The sequence below is a fragment of the Terrimonas rubra genome, from assembly GCF_042686025.1.
Classification (GTDB): domain Bacteria; phylum Bacteroidota; class Bacteroidia; order Chitinophagales; family Chitinophagaceae; genus Terrimonas; species Terrimonas rubra.
Map to the genome: position 1 here is coordinate 355,718 of NZ_JBHUOZ010000003.1, position 21,292 is coordinate 377,009.

Here is a 21,292-nt window from a genome sequence, read left to right on the forward strand (position 1 = left end):
CCCATAAAAAGCCAACGTTTGTGGTATTGTTCAGCCGCAGTAGCCGCTGTATTTTTGTTCTAACAATTATGGATACTGTATAGCCGGTTCCTGCACTGCAAAAAGATACCGGCAATTTTCTAAACTTATTACACCCGTACTCTTGTAAGCCTGTTACCTGGTAACGGGCTTTTTTATATAACAGGTATATTACTTTATCAGCGTGGTAGTACCTTTTTGTACCACATGTTCTTTGGTGTCGCGGTGGGTATAACTGAGCTGCCATACATATATCCCCGCACTTTGTTCAATGCCTTTTACCCTGCCATCCCATTTTTGTAACCAGTTGGTGCTGTGAAATACCAGTTGCCCCCAGCGGTTAAATACCTTAAAGTCAAGATTATCGGCCTTAAAAGCATTTAAAGGGTAGAGGTGGTCATTTATATTATCGCCATTGGGTGTAAATGCGTTGGGCACAGCAATAAAACAACTGCCGAATATTTTTATTTGCCGGGTAGTGGTCATACTGCAACCGTTGCTGTTGCCGGCGGTAAGCGAAACGGTATATAGCCTGTCCCGGCCGGTTATGTCATACACCTGTGGCAAAGGAGTTTCCTCACTGCTGTTATTGCCGTTGCCAAAGTTCCATTGCCAGGTTTCTATAGGCCCGCTGCTGTTATTGGTAAAATGGACAGTGTCTTCCGGGCAGGCTTCGGCAGGCATACTGAAATCAGCCGTTACTTTGTTATTAAAGTTTAAAGGAGTAGTATACGTATCCGTACATAATGCATTGCTAACGGTAAGGCTGATATTGTTTTGACTATTAGCCGCGAAAGACCGTGCAAAAGAAATAGCATTACTGGCAGCAGCACCATTAACCTGCCAGCGCCAGCTGGTAACAGCCCTGTTACCGTCATGCGTAAAGGTGGTTACATTATTATCACAGCCTAAAACAGAAGTATAGGTAAATTCGGCCGATACAGTATCGCTGGTATTAAACGATAGGGTTGCTCCTGCAGGAGTAGGCCGGTAACAGTTATTTAATAAAGTATTGCCATCGCTGCCTGTGGCAAGGGTAATGGTATAAGTACCCGCATTTACAATAGGTGCTGCCAGTTGCAGAACGATCTCCGTAGTAGTACCATTGCCCGTGCAACCTCGTGCCGCTGTAATAGCCGGCGCACCGGTGCCGGTTAAAACAAAATCGCTGCCATCGGCGGCTATGCTGTTACATAAAATACCCTCTTTAAAAATAAGGCGTAGCTCCCCTGGCGAACAGCCTATGGGTGTTAAACTATCCATGGGTGTGAATGGTATATCGGGAACAACAAAAGTGGCAGTTTCACCAACCGGAACAACTTTATTACAGTCGCCTGTAAGTACAGCCGCAGGCGCTATTACAACAGCATAACTACCATTCACGGCAATAGGCGCATTAAAACTAAGGGTAATGGCATTGGTTTGGTTATTGGCATCGCATTGTGTGCTCACATTAGTAATGCTTACAGCCGTAGGCCCGGTTATTAAAAAATCCTGCAGGTCAACAGAACTGCAATTGATCTTCTCGGTAAAGTTTAATACTACACTTGAGGGTGCACAAACTGTAGAACTGATGGTGCCCATGGGTATAGGAGGAAGTACCGGGATATTAAATGTTGCCGTGGACAGATCAGGTAATAGCCTGCCACATTCACCGATCAGCACATTACCATCTGATCCGTTACTCACTACCACCGAATAATTGCCCGGCAAACTTATCGCATTTGCCAGTTGTAAGGTAATGGTATTAACATAGCCCGCCGTATTACAGGTAAAGGTAGCGCCATTCACCACAACAGGGGCCGGGCCTGTAATCGTAAAGTCCGATCCGTTAGCGGCAATAGAACTGCATAATATCCGGTCAGGAAAGTTAAGTGTGATGGTAGTGGGTAAACAGGCCGGTTGAGTAACAGTGCCCATATTCAAAGCCGTTTGAGGCGCAATGGTAAAATTATTATTATCGCCTGCAGGTATAATGCGTCCGCAATTACCAATAAGTGTATTGCCATCGGTACCACTGTTAATAGCTACAGTATAATTGCCGCTTACGGTAATGGCAGCACTTAGTTGCAGGGTAACCACGCTGGTAAAGCCGCTTGCATCACAGGTGCCTGTTGCGCCGGTTACTACAACGGCTGAGGGACCTGTAATAGTAAAATCGCTGCCGTTGGCGGCAATGGTATTACAACGTACCGGCTCGGCCAGTTGCACGGTAATGGTGGAGGGGATACAGGCCGGAGGGGCAATAGTGCCCATGGTCATGTTGGGGCGGGCATTTACCGTAAAAGCAGCGGTTGCGGTAGTGGGTATCTGTGAATCGCAGTTATCTGTAATACTGTTGCCGTCATTACCTGTTACAACACCAATAGTAAAAGTACCGGGATTAAGCGGTGCAGCCAGGGTAATAAGGGCCGAATCCATATCAAAACTATTGGTACAGTTAAACCCTGTTGCACTGATAATGGTGGCGCCGCTGATAAAAAAATCACTGCCATCGGCTGCCAGGCTATTACACTTCATGGCCTTATTAAAACGTACGGTAACCTGCGTACCATCGCAGCTGGCAACAGCAGAGGATACCGTGGGCGCCAGCGGATCGGTAATAACAGCGGTGCCGCCGGTAAAGGACAGGTCATAACCCTGCTGCGAATTACTAAAGTTACTGATCAATAAAAGGTATTCGTTGCCGGCAACTAAAGTAGGCATAGAACCAATGGGCGGATAACTACTACCGCCGCAGTTGATAAGGCCGGTCCCGGTTCCTACAGTGCCGGTATTGCCGGTTCTTCCCGACCAGTTTTCCGTTACTACCCAGGTGGGGTTATTACCTACCTGTGAGGGATCCCTGTTCGTAACATTATACAATACCCAGTCATAATCGTCCAGTGTTCGTATAGGCCTGATCATAAAACCCAGGGTGCCGGCCGTATAGCAGGTAAACTTATAATAATAGGGATTGATGGCTTCATACTCGCCATTGCCGCACCTTACATTCATAACGCCATTGTTGCAGGAGGGAACATTCAGCTGGCTGAAAGTAGTAGTGCCACATACGGGGAAAGCCGATGCCGGTGTCTGCCCCAGGTTCGTACAAAGCTGGGCCATTGTTTCCAACAGCAAAAAGCAAGATATAATGGTGAGCTTTAGTTTTCTCATACCTATCGTTAGCCTTGAATGGTTGGTAACGAATTTCGGATAAAAAAACTAATATGTAACCTTACGTTAATAAGTATCTTAAATGTGAAAAACGAGCTAATTCAGGCACTTTTCCGCATAATCGCTGTGTACCAGGGCTTTCAGATATGAGCCGGTATAAGCTATTGAAAAGCAATAAAAAGGCGTAAATTATTTAATAAGCGTAAGCGTACCTTTCTGGAAAATTTCTTCACCCGTATCACGGTGGGTATAGCTTAAATGCCACACATATATACCGGTACCCTGTTCTACGCCGTTCACTTTTCCATCCCAGCCATCTTTCCAGTCGGTCATGGTAAATACACGTTGCCCCCAGCGGTTATAAATACTGAAACGTAAATTTTGTGCTTTTACTGCGTTGTTGGGGCGTATAATATCATTGATCCTGTCACCGTTAGGGGTAAAGGCATTCGGTACGGCTATATAACAATTGTTCAATACCCTTAGTTTCTTTTGCGCCACATCGCTGCAGCCAAGGGTATTATTGGTAGCGGTGAGCCTGATGGTATATATTCTTTCTTTGTTATCCTGTATAAAGCTTAGGGGCAGGGGTGACCGGATATTGCTTGTGCCTAAGGCATCAAAGCTCCAGCTCCAGCTATCAATTAAGCCGGTACTGGTGTTCTCCAGGGTAAGATTATCTTCGGGGCATATATCATCAGGCATCACAAAGGAGGCAATTACTTCATTGTCCAGTACAATGGTTTGCCTGGCGGTGTCGCTGCATACGCCGTTACTAACGATCAGTGATATATTGTTGGTACTACTGGCCGGAAATACCTGGCGTGTAGTGGCTGTATTGGCAGTAGCGTTGTTATTAAAACTCCACCACCACTGATTTACCTGGTGAGCGCCATCATGAAAAAAATCTAAAGTATCAAAACGGCAACCCAGTGTATTGGTATAGGTAAAATCAGCATTCACCGTATCGGTTGCGGTAAACGTAACGGGCGTGGGTTGTATGATCTGACCGCATTCATCCCGCACAGCACCGCCACCCACACTTAAACGGGGCGTTACGGTATAAGTGCCGCCAATACTTACAGGTAAGGCTAAACTAAGCGTAACAATATCGCTCAGACCATTAGTACAGACACCACTTGCGCCTGTAATATTCACTGCCTGGGGGCCTGTTATTAAAAAATTACTGCCGTCGGCGGCGATCGTGCTGCAATCAATTTTTTTACTGAAATGCAGTTTTATTTGTCTGGGCGCACAACCCACCCTGGCTACACTGTCAATGGGTATGGGTTGGGGAACCGTATATACAAAAGGTAGTGATTCACCAGCAGGTATACCGCGGTCGCAGTTATCCAGCATGGTATTACCATCACTGCCATTATTAATGATTAAATTATATGAAGCAGAGGGCAGGGGATTGCTTAACGTGATCAGTACTTCTTCGGTGTTAAAACCGGCATTACAGCCAACCGTAGTTACCGCTGTAACCGTTGCATTAGCGGGGAATAGGGAAAACTCGCTGCCATTGCCGCTAAGGCTGTTACACTTCATGGCTTTATTGAGTTTGAGGCGTAACTGCGTGCCATCGCAACTGGTGGTAACGGATTGCAGGTGCGGCTCTTTGGGGTCGGTAATAACAGCGGTACCGCCACCAAAGGAAAGGTCGTACCCGCTTTGCGAATCGGTATAATGGCTCACCAGTAAAATATATTCATGACCGGCGATCAGGTTGGGCGACCGGGCAAAATTGGGGCGGTTGTCCTGAGGCGAGGAAGCACATTGAATAAAAGTAACGCCGGAAGCAGAAGCTCCGGTATTACCGGGAGTGGCCGACCAGTTGCCGGAAACAATAATATTCCTGTTGGTAAAAACGGCATCAGGGCTTAAACCTGTTACATCGTATAACTGCCAGTCATAATCATCATTCATATTAGCCGGTGAAATAACAAAACTTAAAGTGCCGGCCGTGTAACAGGTGAACTTATACCAGAATGGGTTTTTGTTTTCGTAATTGGCGCCATCTCCGCTGCAGCCGGGTACAAATAAGCTGGTACTGCTGCATATAGGTACGTTGTTTTGGTGAAAAGTACTGGTGCCACAAACAGGGAAAGCCGTAGCTGGTGTCTGTCCAAGAGTGGTACAGGGTTGTGCATAGATAATTGTAGCCGCACTGATCAACAGGAGTAAAAACGAAATTTTTAAATTCATTGCCTTTTAAACTATCCGGATCCGCTATCCGGGTAAATTTTACTGACAGCAAAGGTATCGTTTTCGCTGCCTGCAAGTGTTTTTTTGTTAATATGTAAATTGGCGTTAACAGCAATGCCGGTAAGGTAATTATGCCAGTTTGTACATTTTACCCGGTAAAGCTAAAAGCAGGTTTTGCAGCTCCAGGCTTAAAATAGCTGCGGCAACAGCACTGCTGGTTAAACCGCAGCGTTCTTTTAATTCATCAATATGTATAGGTGGTTGATCGGTTAACAGGTCAACGATCAACTTTTCTTCAGGTGTAAAGGATAATAACAGGGTTTGTTGTGATGCTTTGCTTTTGGAAGCCGTTTTTTTGTGTGGGCTTTCCCAGCCTAATGACTGTAATAAATCATCGGGGTGTAGCAATAAACCGGCACTGCCTTTTTGGATCAGCGTGTTACATCCCCGGCTTTTAATATCGGTGGTTTTGCCAGGCAACGCAAATAAAGGTTTTTTATATTGCAAGGCCAGTTTTGCGGTTATCATACTGCCTCCGTTCTCCCGTGTTTCTACAATGATCACTGCATCACTGATGGCTGCTACAATACGGTTCCTGCGGGGAAAATTATAACGTTCGGGTTGTGTATTGCTGGTAAACTCGGTTAATAAACCGCCCTGTTGCTGCAATATTTCTTTTGCCAGGCTTTTATGTTGTGCGGGATAAATAGTATCCAGGCCATGAGCCAGTACGCCGATGGTCGGCAGTTGGTGACCGATGGAGGTTTTATGTGCAATGGCGTCGATGCCGGCGGCCATACCACTGATAATATGTATGTTTTTCGTGGCGAAATATTTCACCAGTTCTTCCGTCATTTCCTTGCCATAAGATGAATTGGAGCGGGAGCCTATAATGGCAATATGCCGGTTGTGGTTCAGGTCTGCATGGCCTTTATAATATAAAACCGTAGGAGCATCCTGGATCTTTAATAAACGCTGGGGATAGCGGGCATCGGTATATAATAATGCCGTTATTTTATACTTCTCAAGAAATCGTATCTCCTCCTCTGCACGTTTAAAATTAGTAAACTGTTTAATGTGTTGTGCCCTGGCTTCGCCAATGCCCGGTATTTTTTCTATCAATGTTCTCTTTGCCGTAAAAATGGCATCAACCGGTAAATGGTTTAATAATATCCTGGCCTGTACAGGGCCGATCAGGGGGACCTGTAATAAGGCAATATGGTGGAGTAAGGAGGCGGACATGTGGTGTTTTTCGGTTCACTAAATATAAGCCAAACCGTAAACATTCAGGTGAACTTTTACTTACTGGTGATCCTGATCTCCGTTCTCCGGTTCTGCGCCCGGCCTGCTTCGGTACTATTGTCTGCTACCGGTTTGGTTTCGCCATAACCTGCATAACTTAACCGTTTGGGTGAAATGAATTTGTATTGCAGGTAAGCCACCACACGTTTTGCCCGGTTCTCTGATAATAATTTATTGTCGGCAGGTTTGCCTACATTATCGGTATGTCCTGATATTTCAATAGTAACAGTGGGGTTGTCATTTAGAAACTGGATGAGTTTATCCAGCTCAATATAAGATTCAGGTTTAAGGTCAAATTTATTGACATCAAAAAACACATTGTTCAGCACAATACTGGCATTGGCTTCAATGGGTTGTAAGGCAATATCTTTTGTATAGGTAGAGTCGGCGATAGTTCCCTGAACCAGGAACCTGTCAGAAAAGAAAAGATAACCCTGTTTGTTTACATTAAATACATAGTCATTTCCTGCAGGCAGGGTAATGAGATATTCCCCGTCGGCTTCGGTGCGAACTTTATTGATTACCTGGTTAGTGGACAGGTTGATCAGCTCAACCGTTGAAGCAATGCCTTCCTTTGTTTTTTTATCATGTACTTTACCGGTTATCCAGAGTGTTTTGTTGGGGCGCACATCGTCCGGTAGTTCAAAGCTGTAAATATCCATGCCGCCTTTGCCTTCGGGCCTTTCGCCTGCATAATAAGCTGTGGCGCCATCTGCCGTTATATATAGTGTTCCTTCTTTTTGAATGGTGTTGATAGGATAACCCAGGTTAACAGGTGGTACGGTGAAATTACCGGCACTGTCTTTCTTCGTAAAAAACAGATCGTCATCGCCATATCCCTGCCAGGTATTGGAAGTAAAATATAGGGTCTGGTTATCGGCATGAATAAAAGGACATTGTTCATCACCGGCTGTATTAACACCCGGGCCCAGGTTTTCGGGCTCGGTCCAGAAGCCTTTCTCATTCAAACGGGTAACATAAATATCAATGCCGCCATAACCGCCGGGGCGGCTGCTGGCAAAATATATTTCACGTTTGTCCGGTGAAAGACAGGGTTGTGAATCCCATTGGTCGCTGTTGATCTTATGCCCCATATTTTTTGCAGCCGACCATTTTCCATCCTGGAAATAAGCTATATAAAGATCACAGCCTCCAAAGCCTTCCGGGCGGTGACAACCGGTAAAGACCAGCCATTTCCCGTCCTGGGATATCTGTAGAGCTCCTTCATTGTAACTGGTGTTGATCTCCCCCTTCAAAGGACTGGCCATACTCCATGCCGTATCATTAAAATGACTGGAAAAAAAATCTTCATTGGCGCTGCCTAAACGGCGGGTAAAGATCAGCTCTTTTTTATCAATCGTCAGGGATGGGAAATACTCTGATTCTTTGGTATTGATCGGGCTGCCGGCATTGACCGGGTTAAAGTTGTATTGCCTGTTTTTTAAAAACGTGTTATTATAGTGAACGGCAAATTCGTAATTTTTTTTACGTTGCCGGTAAGCTTCTAACTGTTTCTCATTTTGCGGCGGCTTATTGTTCAATACCTGTGTGAGCGCCTCTAAAGCCTGGGGAAATTTTCCTACGGAAGCCAGCACGGTAGAATACATTAATTTATCCTGCAGAGTATAGATGCTGTCAATGGCAAAAGCAGCTTCAAAGCTCTCAATGCTTTTATTATAGCTGTTTAATTTATAGTATACGTTGGCTAACGCTATATAGGCGTCTACATAATTTTTATCAATTTGTACGGCTTGTATAAGCAGGCCTGTTGCACTGATATAGTTCTGGTCATTTACACGTTCACCTGCCTGCTGGTATAGCGCTACCGCTTTTTTATTTACTTTACCCGGAACGTAATTTTGTGCGCCGGCTGTTTCATAAAGAAAAAAACAAAACAGGAGTATGACAGGGTATTTGTTAAAGTTGAACATAAAGTACTAACGAATCTAAATAATTATTTATTTTTAAGGTCGCAAATCTCTCCAAAAATATTCTAGTCCCCTGGCCATAAGCCCTCTTTACCTTTTTACTATAGTTTTATAAGACTTTACCGGCAAAATAATAAATATCAAAAGTATAGAAAGGCTTGCGCTGGCTTTATTTTATATAATAATACGATAAAAGAAAACCGCACCAGTTTATGATGCGGTTTGCTGTTGATCCGGTAAGTTATCAGGGTACGTTAATGTATTTGTGCAGTTGCAAGCTAAGTTCCCATTGAGGGTGCTCTTTTACATAATCAACAATTAAAGGCACCATGGTATCGGCCTTACTCCATTCGGGCTGTAAGTATAATTTACAACCTGCAGGTACCTGTGCAGCAAATTTTTCACCGAAAGCAAAGTCCGATTTGTGGTAAACAATTACTTTAAGTTCGTTTGCCACTGCTACCACTTCCGGCAGTGGCGCTTTGAATTTTTTGGGTGACAGGCAAAGCCAGTCCCAATTCCCCGATAATGGTGAGGAGCCCGATGTTTCAATATTGGTTTGCAAACCGGCAGCATGTAAGGCATCTGTTAAAGCATCCAGCTGATGCATAAGTGGTTCTCCCCCGGTAATAACCACGATAGTAGCCGGGGTTGCTTTAACCTGTTCTACCAGGCTTTGTATAGTGAAATGAGGATGAGCGGCGGCATCCCAGCTTTCTTTAACATCGCACCACACACAACCTACATCGCAGCCGCCCAGGCGGATAAAGTAAGCCGCATGGCCCTGGTAAAAACCTTCCCCCTGGATGGTATAAAAATGCTCCATTACCGGTAAAGTGATTACCGGGGATAAAAGGGCCGTATTTATATTTTCCGTTCTCGTCATATCCGTCATTAACAATCAGAAACGTGTTTAGTTGTTTTCTATACAGGCCTGGTAGGTATTTTTCATCAGGGCCGCTATGGTCATAGGGCCAACACCTCCCGGAACAGGAGTGATCCAGTCTGTTTTCTCTGCCACCTGGTCAAAAGCAACATCCCCCTTTAACCGAAAACCGCTTTTACGGGTACTGTCTTCCACGCGGGTAATACCTACATCTATAATAATGGCGCCCGGTTTAACCATATCGGCCGTTACAAATTCAGGAATACCAAGCGCTGCCACAATAATATCGCCTTGTAAGCAAAGCTCTTTCAGGTTGGTTGTATGTGAATGGCAAATGGTAACAGTACAGTTACCGGGGTTAGAGTTGCCGCTTAATAAAATACTCATCGGGCGGCCCACAATATTACTGCGGCCAATAACAATGGCATGTTTCCCTTTGGTGTCTATTTTATAGTGTTTTAATAACAACATAATACCGTAAGGTGTGGCCGGAATAAATGTAGGCAATCCTTCCACCATTTTTCCCACGCTGGCGGGGTGAAAACCATCCACATCTTTATTGGGAGAGATTGCATCGATCACTTTTTTGGCATCAATATGTTTCGGTAATGGTAACTGCACCAGTATGCCATCAATATCCGGGTCGTTATTCAGGTTGTCTATTTCCTCCAGCAAGGTTAATTCATCAATATCACTGTTAAAACGCACCAGGGTGGATTTGAACCCAGTTTCTTCACAGGCTTTTACCTTGGCGGCTACATAGGTTTCGCTGGCCCCGTTATTGCCTACCAGGATGGCGGCCAGGTGTGGTATTTTCTTTCCTTCATTTGAGCGTTGAGCTACATCCAGCTTCAGCGCATCTTTTATAGCCTGAGCGGCTAATTTCCCGTCTAATATTTGCATGGCGCAAACCTACATAAACTTTTACTGTTATCGGGTTTAAATATGTATGAATGGAGATTTTTACCTTTTGCCACCTGTTTCATTTTAAGACAAATGCTCAGGGGAATATTGACGGGTAAATGAAATGTTCTATATATAATGACATATCTCTTAACCGGGTATTTTACGGGTTAAATTATACAGCAAAAACCTATGGAATCTTGCCTGGAAAACAGTAAATTACAACAAAGCTAACTGTTGAAACACCGTGTACTATTCTTAATGGCTTTACCATGCCTGGTAAGCAATGGCGTACCTGCCCAACTGGTACGCAGGCCTGTTACCGCTTCTTATGCAGGTACGGGCGCTTATTCCCTGCATCATACGGATGCCTTTTCAGTAATAGCCAACACAGCGGCCTTAAACCGGGTTAAAAAGTTTACCGCGGGTGTATATGGTGAGCAAAGGTTTATGCTGAAAGAACTGACTCATTATACGGCAGCGTTTGTATTGCCCACCCAAACAGGAAATTTTGCCGTCACCACTGCTTACAGGGGTAGTACAGATATGAATGAGTATCAGTTGGGGCTGGCTTATGCCCGGAGTCTGGGCAAAACACTTGATATGGGTGTTAAGTTTAACTATAACGGGTTAAAAATTAATGGGTATGGTAACGCTTCGGCTATAGCAGTGGAACTGGGAACAGTGTTACATGTAACCGATAAACTGCATAGTGGTATACAGGTAATAAATCCGTTCAGTTCCAAATTCGGGGTAAATAAAACGGAAAAACTGGCTACGGTTTATGTGCTTGGAGCCGGGTATGAGCCCTCGGATAAATTTTTTATCAGTGCTGAATGTATAAAGGAAGAAAAACACGGCATGGTGGTGCAGGCGGGCATGCAGTACAGGTTATTATCGTTTTTGCAGGCAAGGGCGGGTATAAGCTCAGGTATTACCAGTTATTGGCTGGGAGTGGGGCTCGGGTGGCGCAACCTGCGGCTTGACGTAATGACCGGTTATCATAACCGGTTGGGCCTGTCGCCGGGTATAATGCTTATCTACGAACATAAATGAATAACGATGACCAGGCTATGTACTTATATCGGGTTGCTGTTTTTTTATTTTCCCCTTGTGCTGAGCGCACAAACTATACCACCTGTTAAAGAGCAGCAACTGGAAAATATGACCGCAGCCGAAGAAGCAGAAACGGAGGATGATAGCTATATACAACAACTGTCTTATTATAAAAGACATCCGCTGAATATCAATACCGCTACTGCCGGTGAGTTGCAGGGTTTGTTATTGCTTACTGATCTGCAGATACAACATTTAATTAATTATCGTACTGTATTGGGCCGTTTGGTCAATATATATGAATTACAGGCTGTACCCACCTGGGATATTTTTACCATCAAAACACTGTTACCTTATATAACCATTGAACAGGTAGAAACGCTGGTATTTACTTTGCGTCAGCGGTTAAAGGGAGGGGAGCACCAGCTTCTTCTCCGTGCTTCCCGTTTACTGGAGAAAGCCGCCGGTTTTAAAGAGGGAAGTGCCGGGAAAAAATACCAGGGTGATCCGCAGCGTTATTTTCTTCGTTACCGGTATAACTTTAAAAACCTGTTGCAGTACGGCATAACGGCAGATAAAGATGCAGGCGAACAGTTCTTTAAAGGAGCACAATCTAAAGGATTCGATTTTTATTCGGTTCACCTGTTTGCCCGTAACATGGGTATCATAAAAAACCTGGCCATTGGCGATTTTACTGTGAACATGGGGCAAGGCTTATTTCAATGGCAAAGCCTGGCTTTTAAAAAAAGTGTAGATATCGCTGCTATTAAAAGACAGTCCCCTGTGTTAAGGCCCTATACTTCGGCCGGGGAATATAATTTTAACCGTGGCCTGGGCTTTACCCTGCAAAAAGGGCGTGGTGAACTCACTTTATTTGCATCTGTGCGAAAACTGAGTGCTAATATGATGCAGGGAAATGACAGTCTAAACCCGGCAGAAAACTTCTCTTCTTTCATTACTTCAGGGTATCACCGCACAGCAACAGAGGCTGCCGGCAAAAACCAGTTAAGACAACTGAGCTATGGCGGTACAATGAAATACTGGTTTAAAAAAGGGTATGTGGCTGTCAATGGCATCGTGTATACCTTTTCAAACCCATTAAAAAAGCGGGACCTGCCATATAATTATTTTGCCCTGAGTGGTAAAAGCTGGTTCAACGCCAGTGTGGATTACGGCTGGACCCATAAAAATTTTCATTTTTTTGGTGAAGCTGCTATTGATAAGCAGCTGAATAAAGCTTTTATTAACGGGTTGATCATGAGCGTCGACAAGACGATCGATATAAGTTTATTACAGCGTACTATAGGCCGTGCTTACCAGTCTATCCACGGGAATGCTTTTACAGAGAACAGCATGCCCACAAATGAAACAGGTTATTATATGGGTATTGCCCTGCATCCTTTACAAAACCTGCGGCTGGACGCATATGCGGACCTCTTTAAATTTCCGTGGCTGCGTTACCTGGCAGATGCACCCTCCGGTGGCAGCGAATATGCCGTTCAACTGACCTATACTCCGGCCAAAACCAGTGAATTGTACCTGCGGTTCAGGAAAGAGGCTAAACAAACGAACCAGCCTGATAATACAACCAACCTGAATTACCTGGTTTACCAGCATAAGGTTAACTGGCGTATGCATATAGAACATAAGCTAAACAATGCTTTTACACTGCGCGGCAGGGTGGAGTGGATGCTGTTTGACCGGGATGGAGATGATGAAGAGCAGGGTACCTTATATTATATGGATGTGTTGTATAAGCCGCTGATGAAAGCCCTGGCAACTGGTGTACGACTGCAATATTTTGAAACAGATAGTTACTATTCAAGGGTTTATGCTTTTGAGAATGACGTATTATACGGCTATAGTATCCCGGTGTTTTATGATCGCGGGTACAGGTATTATTTGAATGTGAATTATGATATGACACGCAAAATGACGATATGGCTACGCTGGGCCCAGACAATTTATGCCGGCCGTTTGAGTACCGGCAGCGGCACAGCCGAAATACAGGGCAGTCGCAGATCTGAGCTTAAACTGCAATGGAGCCTGTTTTTCTGAATTTGCATCAGCAAAATTCCACCCTTTTTATCTTCTGGGAAATACCCCTTCCAACCAGAAAATGTCCTCTTTTTTTTACGGCTTTTAATGACCTTTTTTTCTAATATTTATTAGAAATACCGGAAATCTTATATTTTTTCAGGACTTCTTTTTTAACATTTCATAAACATATATCAAATTCTAACTAACTGTTTCTGAGTCGATTAAATTTGATTATTGGTATATTTTTTATGTATAAGTGGCAAGTTTTGATGATGATAGGCGATAAAATCATTTGAAAATGTTAAAAAAAAATTAACTTGGGGCAGCAATTGGAGTCAAACGATTGCCTTACATCGTAACCATTACGCACGAGACACATTTTTTTGTAAATCACACTAAACAAATGCTCACATGAGAAAACTAATCTCCTTGTTTTCTTTGTTGCTCTTTTTTGCGTCTATAGCAATGGGGCAACAAAAGCTCGTTACAGGTAAAGTGACTGACAAGCTCGGGAACCCTGTAAACGGTGCCACTATCTTAATTAAAGGAACAACAACGGGTACTTCAGCCAAAGACGACGGCACTTTTTCCATTATGGCCAAAGCGGGCGACGTACTGGAAATTTCAGGGGTAAACCTTGAAAAGATCTCCGTTACTGTAAAGGCTAATTCCAGCTCTGTCGGTACCATTGAACTGCAGGCCGTAGATGATGTGATGGAAGAAGTAGTAGTAACAGCCGGTGGTATTTTGCGTAAAAAACGGGAAGAAGGCTATAACGCTACCCGTGTTTCGGCTCAGCAGATTACACAGGCCAAAGCGGTAAACCTGGGTGCTGCCTTAAGTGGTAAAGTAGCCGGTTTACAGGTAAACGCCATTAATGGTGGTGTAAACCCGAATGTAAGACTGGTTTTACGTGGTAACCGGTCGCTGCTGGGAAATAACACGGCCCTGGTAGTGGTGGACAATGTAATTGTACCCAGCGAAATTTTAGGTAACCTTAACCCGGAAGATGTTGAGGATATCAACGTGTTAAACGGTGCAGGCGCTGCCGCCCTGTACGGATCGGACGCCTCAAACGGCGCCATTATCGTTACTACCAAAAGAGGCAAACAGGGGCAGAGTGATGTGCGTTTTGCACATACTACTACGATTGAGTCGGTAAGCTTTTTCCCTGAACTGCAAAAAGAGTTTGGCTCGGGCTGGCAAACAGGAAGCTTTGTTTCTTATGAGAACCAGCAATACGGTCCTAAATTCGACGGCAGCCTGCGCCAGTTAGGCCGTACCGACTTCAAAACAGGCGAAAGTCAGATGTTGCCTTATTCTCCCAATAATGACAGGAGGAAATTCTGGGCTAACGGCTTGCAAAATCAAACAGACTTATCTATTTCATCAGGGGACGAAAGAGGTTCTTACTTCATTTCTGCACAGTATTTCACTGTACAGGGTACTACTCCGGGTGATGAATACAACCGTGCTTCAGTTAGGTTCAACGGTTCCAGGAATGTTTCTAAAACTTTTAAAGTTGCCTATGCTACCAGTTATATCCAGAACCGTTATGACATTACAACAGCTACAGCTACCATTTTTGACAACCTGTTAAATACACCGGCCTGGGCACCCTTAACAAAATACAAGGACTGGCAGAACGATTTCTGGTCAAGCCCCGAAGGTTATTATAACGATTACTACCAGAATCCTTATTTCTATGCCGATAACTACAGGCAAAAAACAAGGAATGATTACCTGACCGGTAACCTGGAGTTGTCCTACAATCCTTTTCAATGGTTAAACGTAGTATACCGCGTAGGTATCTCTACACGTAACCAGGATAATAAATCATGGGTAGGACGTTATATCTATTCTGATTCAAGATATATTACCGGTAGTAAGACAAATATACCCGGTAGTGTAAGTGATGGTATGTTTTATTCCACACAAATTATATCGGAAGTATTTGCAACTGCCCGCAAAAAAATCAAAGATTTCAGCGGTGAGTTAATGGTAGGCCAGCAGTTACGTAACAACCAATCCAAATCTGTTGGCGTAGGTGTTGCCGGCTTAGTAAACCCTGGTCTGTATAATATTGGCAATACAACAGCAATAAGACCAAGTGCCAGCGAAGGTAACTCAACCGCCAGGCAGTTAGGTATTTATGCCAAATTGAAACTGGGTTATAAAAACTGGTTATATGTTGATATTACCGGCCGTAATGACTGGCGTTCAGAACTGGATCCGGAGCACTGGTCATTCTTTTACCCTGCTGCCGACGTGTCTTTCATAGCATCTGATGCCATTGGTTTTATTAAAAATAGTAAGGTAATTGATGTACTGAAATTCCGTGGTGGTATCTCTAAAGTAGGCCAGGTTAATATTGCCCCCTACGCTTTGTACAGTACTTTCTCCCAGGGCGCTGGCTTCCCTTACCCGATAGGACCTGGTTTTACTATGGATAACAGGATGGTTAACCAGGGATTGAAACCGGAGATGACAACGTCTATTGAATTTGGTTTAGATGCCGAATTACTGGACAGGAGGATCAATGCAGGTATTACTTATTATAAATCTAATACCGTTGACCAAACAGTTCCTACCGGTGTATCACTGGCAACCGGTTATTCTTCCCTGTTACAAAATACTGGTGAGGTTTCTGTAGAAGGTCTTGAAACTGTATTGCATTATACACCGTTACGTAACCGCGACTGGACCATCACTTTTGGAGGTAACTATACTTATACTGATAATAAAGTAGTTTCTATTAGTCCTGACCAGGAGAGACTGGCCTTGTCAAGTGGCGGCGCCGCCCAGGTATATGCTGTACCAGGCCAGGCATTCCCTGTATTAATGGGTAATGATTATGCGCGTGACCCCCAGGGACGTGTGATTGTAGATATGATCACCGGTTATCCGCAGGTTGATAATACCTTACGTGTTTTAGGTAATACCGTACCTAAACACAGGTTAGGTTTAGACCTGGAAGTAAAATACAAAAGCTGGCGTTTATGGGTGTTAGCAGAACACCGCTCCGGCTATGATATTTATCATAACGGAGGTTCTACCATGGACTTCTCCGGCTCTTCTATCCGTACAGTAGAGTTTAACAGGGACCGTTTTGTATTCCCTAATTCTGTTTATGAAGATCCAAATCGTCCTGGTACCTATATTGAAAATAAAGATGTACAGGTTCGCGATGGTGGTTCAGGCTTCTGGGCCAATGGTGATGGTGACTACAATATGAACGTAGCAACCAACTATATCGTAAAAGGTGATTTCTGGAAAATCAGGGAAGTTTCTTTATCGTACGATGTTCCCCGGAATGTTGTTTCGAAAGTGAAATTTGTAAAAGGTGCGACCATCAGTTTACAAGGCCGTAATTTATTCCTGTGGACGCCTAAATCAAATATTTACACTGACCCAGAATATAATTTCAGTGATAGTAATGCAATTGGTGTAACCACCTTAAGTCAGTCGCCGCCTTCTCGTTATTATGGTGCTACTATTGCTGTTACATTCTAAAACGGAATTAAAAAATAATTACATGAAAAAATTGAAATATATAATTGTTGCATCCATTGCGATTGCCACAATGGGATCTTGCAAAAAGTTTCTGGATATTAATAAGAACCCCAACTCAGCAACAGAAAGTACACCTGAACTGGTATTACCCCAGGCGTTAACTTCTACCGGCAATGCAATGGTAGGATATAATTCCTACGGGGGCTGGCAGGTTGGGTATATGGCCAACGCCGGAGGTTTCGGTGGCTTTGGTTCGGCCTTGACCTATAACTATGGTCAGAACGATTATAACGGTTTATGGAATTTATATGATAATTTACAGGATTACCAATATATCATAGAAAAAACAGGTGATGATCCTTTATATGCAAACTATAATGCCATTGCCCGTATTATGAAAGCAATGGGATTCCAGATGCTGGTAGATCAATACAATAATATACCCTATACAAATGCGTTAAAAGGAAGTGCGAATGTGGCACCCTCCTATGATAATGCAGAGGATATTTACCGTGATCTGTATAGCCAGTTAGACCAGGCGATCACCATCATTAATAATGCAGCTTCACAGTTTCCGCTGAACCCGGGAACTACTTCCTTCGGATCTGCTGATCCTATTTTCAAAGGAAATATGACTTCCTGGAAGCAACTGGCCAACACCCTGAAGTTGAAATTACTGATACGTGCTTCAGCTAAATCGACCTTCTCCGGTGTTACGCCGTCTTTTGACGCAGCCGGTTTTATAACTGCTGATGTGATCTCCAACCCCGGTTACGGTAAAGTAGATGGGCAGCAAAACCCGATGTGGTCAACCTATCATAGTTCTGTGGCAGGCGCTTCCGCACAAAGCGGCCGGTCAAATATCACTACCAACTATGTGGTTACTTTTTATAATGGTGTTAAGTTGTTAGATGCGAACAGGGCTAAAGCTATTTACCGTGGTGGCACTTCTCCTATAAGAAACCAGTTAGGTATTACAGATGATAATGTTCCTGAAGCACCTGCCAATGGCCCGGTTTGGTTTAGTGGCAACGGTTCTACTTTTGCTTTTGGCGATGACCCGGATGGTACCACTTCTGCAAAATCAGCTGTTGGTGTTTTGAAAGGCCGTAATATGGGTATGGTGATCATGCTGGCGGCAGAAAGTTATTTCTTACAGGCCGAAGCACGTGTGAAAGGTATTTTAACCAGCGGCGCTACAGCCAAAGATCTTTTTGAAGACGGTATTGAAGCCTCTTTCACTTATTTATATAAAAATTCAACCGGTAATATTGCGGCTAACCCGCTTAACCTGACTAACCCGGTAGCAGATGCTGCCAGTTATTTAACGGATAATGGAACCAGTAAGCTGGTGAATTTTGACCTGGCCACTACCAACGCTGAAAAGCTGGAAGCAATTATTACCCAAAAATATATTGCGCTGAATTTTATTCATGGTCACGAAGCGTGGAACGAGTTCCGCAGAACCGGTTATCCAACCATTTCCGGAACCGCAGCCAATACCACTTTTGTGTCGGTATTATCGGCGGCAACTACCCCGGATAAATTATTGGGACGTGTTCAGTACCCTGCATCAGAATACCAGATCAATTCCAAAAATGTCCCTTCAGGCATTACTGTTTTCGGATCTTATGTTTTCTGGGACAGGAGAAATTAATTGGCCCTTTTAAAATAAAAAATTATGCGAAAAATAAAATTATCACTTGCACTTGGTTTTGCCGTAGTTACAGGCTTAACCTCATGTCTGAAAGAAGATACCATTCTTTCGAAGGACGAGTCCAACAATGTTATTGAAATATATAACAATGTGCCTGGTACCATTGTATCAGATGTATCAAGCCTGTATCCTCTTTATTCAGAGGCCTTTGATGTGGTGCCTTCAGCACCTTATATTTTCCGGGTAAGTTATTCAGGGGCCGATGTGGCACCACAGGATATAACGGTGACCCTGGACCAGGATCCTGCCGCCCTCGATTATTATAATGAAGAGTTTGATAAACACTTTGAAGTACTGCCTGCCAGTAAGTATACCATACCCGGCTGGACGGTTACCATTAAGAAGGGACAACGTATAGCCGAGATCCCTGTTGAATTTAAAACGGATCAGTTTGACCTGAGCAAATCATACGCTATTCCTTTAAAGATTGTTTCTGCTTCCTATGGTACAATCAGTAAGAACTACGGCACTGTTATTTTTGAAATAATAGCAAAAAACAAATACGACGGTGCTTACAAAGGCAACGGCTATACTTTTATGGGAACTTCTAATACTACGGCTCCCTTCTTGTGGTCTATTGATTGTTCATGGGGACTTAACCTGATCACAACTGGAGCCAACTCAGTATATATGGATGCCAAGCCTGTATACAGGGGCGGAAGTATCATATACTTTGGCGGTATTTTCCCTAATATCGTTTTTGACCCTGCTACTGATAAAGTAACAGCTGTAAATGCATCGGGTCCGGGTAACGGCTATAATTATGGCTTTCCTGCAGTTCAAACCCCAACCTACAACAGCCGTTATGATGCTGCTACAAAAACAATTTATATAAGCTATAATATTATTAACACAACATGGTATGCTACAGATACTTTAGTGTATTGTGGCCCGCGGTAATATTATAACACATACTGCTTCGTAAAGGGTACCTGAGGGTACCCTTTTTATTACACTGTTTTGCTGTTTTCTTTTTCCTACCTTCGTTGCAAAAGAATTTTACATGTCAGATCAAGCGCAACAACCCAACCAGTTGAATATTGAAATATCCGAAGAAGTAGCAGAAGGTAATTATGCCAACCTGGCTATCATCACGCATTCCCATGCAGAATTTGTAGTGGATTTTGTAAACGTAATGCCCGGTACTCCCAAAAGCAAAGTGAAATCCCGCATTATACTTACGCCACAGCATGCCAAGCGTTTAATGAAGGCTTTGATAGATAACGTAGAGAAATTTGAAGCTGTAAATGGGGTGATAAAAGACCTGGATGAAGTACAGATACCCATGAATTTTGGAGGACCTACTGCACAGGCGTAGATTTTTAGGTAGAGGATTAAATTATTTTTTACATAAATATTAATTAACATGAAAAAGAATCTTTTCCTGCTGATCGCCCTTTTCAATTTAATTATCGGTACATCCTTTATTAAAAAGGACAACCCGGCTGCAAAAGTTAATTTTTGTGGTGGTGGTTTTTATGTTAATAATACAACGGGTTATTCTATTGATGAGGTCACTATGGTACGTACCGTACCCTATTCGGGCTTACCTGATCGGTCAATATTTGATATTGATCCCTATTCCGTTGTTAACTCTCCCGGGTCAGTGGCGGGCGATTACAGTTTGGAAATAAAATTAGTTGCTGCTCCTGCAGGTGGTCTCTATTTCAGGGTATGGAATAAAGTTACCAATACTTTATTGGATTGTTTTAAAGTAACAGCTTCTCCTTTCAGAATGGTGGGGTTGAATGAATATTATGTAGATTGTTTGGGAGGGTTGCTTGAAATTGAAGTGTCTGAAAGCCCTTGTAGGTAAATCGGCTGTTTATATCAGTCCCGCCTCTACAAAACTGTAGTAGCCGTTCTCACTTACAATAATATGGTCCAGGAGTTTTATATCAAGATAACCTGCTGCTTCGAGCAGCCTTTCGGTTAAGTTTTTATCGGATTGACTTGGTTTAAGATTGCCCGATGGGTGGTTATGACTGAGAATAATACTAACGGCATTGGTTTCCAATGCCTTTTTTAATATGATTTTGGGATCGACCACGGTGCTGGTAATACCCCCTTCACTGACTATTTCAAAACGAATGATTTTATTGGAGCGGTTCAGGTAGAGTACAGCAAACACTTCGTGTTTTAAATCGCCCAGCTTTAACTGCAGCCATTTGGCACACTCGGCTGTACTGTTAACTATCTCTTTGGGCAAGAGGTCGGTAGCCTGCCTGCGTTTACCCAATTCCAGTGCGGCCAGCAGGGTAACCGCTTTGGCTTCACCGATCCCTTTTATTTTTACCAGGTCTTTTACGCCAAGCTTTCCCAGCTCCTGCAGGTTTTCCTTACCCAGCCTTAGTATTTCCTGGGCAATATCCAGTGCCGATTTTTTATAGGTACCCTTGTGTATGAGGATGGCCAGGAGCTCTGAATTGCTCAGGTTTTTAGCACCCAGGTCAAGTAGTTTTTCGCGGGGCCGATCGTCTTTTGCCCATTTTCTTATAGGGTAGTTTTGCTCTTGCATACTTTCAATTTAACAAATAATTTTGTATTCTCCTTTAATTACAGAAA

14 protein-coding genes are annotated in these 21,292 nt (G+C 43.5%); 7 read left to right on the top strand and 7 right to left on the bottom strand.

Translation table 11 applies throughout. The features are described 5' to 3' along the window. Positions 1 to 189: 189 nt before the first annotated feature. The 6 genes from ACFS6H_RS11035 to ACFS6H_RS11060 all read right to left on the bottom strand — a co-directional run bounded on the left by ACFS6H_RS11035 (position 190) and on the right by ACFS6H_RS11060 (position 10,401). Positions 190 to 3,174: a T9SS type B sorting domain-containing protein gene (locus ACFS6H_RS11035; protein ID WP_386098286.1), complete on the bottom strand. Its 2,985-nt coding sequence runs from the start codon at positions 3,172 to 3,174 to the stop codon at positions 190 to 192. 189 nt (positions 3,175 to 3,363) lie between these two features. Continuing rightward, on the bottom strand, positions 3,364 to 5,382 hold the full coding sequence (locus tag ACFS6H_RS11040; RefSeq protein WP_386098288.1) for a T9SS type B sorting domain-containing protein: 2,019 nt from the start codon (positions 5,380 to 5,382) through the stop codon (positions 3,364 to 3,366). 129 nt (positions 5,383 to 5,511) lie between these two features. Then, positions 5,512 to 6,624, bottom strand: coding sequence for a DNA-processing protein DprA (dprA, locus tag ACFS6H_RS11045; RefSeq protein WP_386098290.1), 1,113 nt, complete (start codon positions 6,622 to 6,624; stop codon positions 5,512 to 5,514). Positions 6,625 to 6,680: 56 nt separating this feature from the next. Next, positions 6,681 to 8,615, bottom strand: coding sequence for an OmpA family protein (locus tag ACFS6H_RS11050; protein ID WP_386098292.1), 1,935 nt, complete (start codon positions 8,613 to 8,615; stop codon positions 6,681 to 6,683). Positions 8,616 to 8,856: 241 nt separating this feature from the next. Next, entirely contained in the window at positions 8,857 to 9,498 is a 642-nt protein-coding gene (locus ACFS6H_RS11055) for a 7-carboxy-7-deazaguanine synthase QueE (protein WP_386098294.1), read from the bottom strand. A gap of 27 nt (positions 9,499 to 9,525) precedes the next feature. Further along, a complete protein-coding gene (locus tag ACFS6H_RS11060; protein ID WP_386098296.1) occupies positions 9,526 to 10,401 on the bottom strand; it encodes a bifunctional 5,10-methylenetetrahydrofolate dehydrogenase/5,10-methenyltetrahydrofolate cyclohydrolase in 876 nt (291 codons plus the stop codon). Positions 10,402 to 10,662: 261 nt separating this feature from the next. Here ACFS6H_RS11060 and ACFS6H_RS11065 point away from each other — a divergent pair, with 261 nt between their 5' ends. The 7 genes from ACFS6H_RS11065 to ACFS6H_RS11095 all read left to right on the top strand — a co-directional run bounded on the left by ACFS6H_RS11065 (position 10,663) and on the right by ACFS6H_RS11095 (position 20,543). Continuing rightward, positions 10,663 to 11,457 (top strand): hypothetical protein, encoded by a 795-nt coding sequence (locus ACFS6H_RS11065; RefSeq protein ID WP_386098298.1) that lies wholly within the window; start codon positions 10,663 to 10,665, stop codon positions 11,455 to 11,457. A gap of 6 nt (positions 11,458 to 11,463) precedes the next feature. Beyond that, positions 11,464 to 13,515 carry a hypothetical protein gene (locus ACFS6H_RS11070; RefSeq protein ID WP_386098300.1) on the top strand — a complete coding sequence of 684 codons (2,052 nt, stop codon included), beginning with the start codon at positions 11,464 to 11,466 and terminating at the stop codon, positions 13,513 to 13,515. 393 nt (positions 13,516 to 13,908) lie between these two features. Further along, positions 13,909 to 17,010 (top strand): SusC/RagA family TonB-linked outer membrane protein, encoded by a 3,102-nt coding sequence (locus ACFS6H_RS11075; RefSeq protein ID WP_386098302.1) that lies wholly within the window; start codon positions 13,909 to 13,911, stop codon positions 17,008 to 17,010. A gap of 22 nt (positions 17,011 to 17,032) precedes the next feature. Further along, a complete protein-coding gene (locus tag ACFS6H_RS11080) occupies positions 17,033 to 18,667 on the top strand; it encodes a SusD/RagB family nutrient-binding outer membrane lipoprotein (RefSeq protein ID WP_386098304.1) in 1,635 nt (544 codons plus the stop codon). Between the two features lie 24 nt (positions 18,668 to 18,691). Beyond that, positions 18,692 to 19,627, top strand: coding sequence for a DUF1735 domain-containing protein (locus ACFS6H_RS11085; protein ID WP_386098306.1), 936 nt, complete (start codon positions 18,692 to 18,694; stop codon positions 19,625 to 19,627). A gap of 103 nt (positions 19,628 to 19,730) precedes the next feature. Next, on the top strand, positions 19,731 to 20,045 hold the full coding sequence (locus tag ACFS6H_RS11090) for a DUF3467 domain-containing protein (protein ID WP_386098308.1): 315 nt from the start codon (positions 19,731 to 19,733) through the stop codon (positions 20,043 to 20,045). Between the two features lie 48 nt (positions 20,046 to 20,093). Then, positions 20,094 to 20,543, top strand: coding sequence for a hypothetical protein (locus tag ACFS6H_RS11095; RefSeq protein ID WP_386098310.1), 450 nt, complete (start codon positions 20,094 to 20,096; stop codon positions 20,541 to 20,543). Positions 20,544 to 20,552: 9 nt separating this feature from the next. Here ACFS6H_RS11095 and radC read toward each other — a convergent pair whose 3' ends face one another. Next, the gene (gene radC, locus ACFS6H_RS11100) at positions 20,553 to 21,245 is read right to left on the bottom strand and encodes a RadC family protein (protein ID WP_386098312.1); all 693 of its coding nucleotides are present in this window, start codon (positions 21,243 to 21,245) and stop codon (positions 20,553 to 20,555) included. Positions 21,246 to 21,292: the final 47 nt, after the last annotated feature.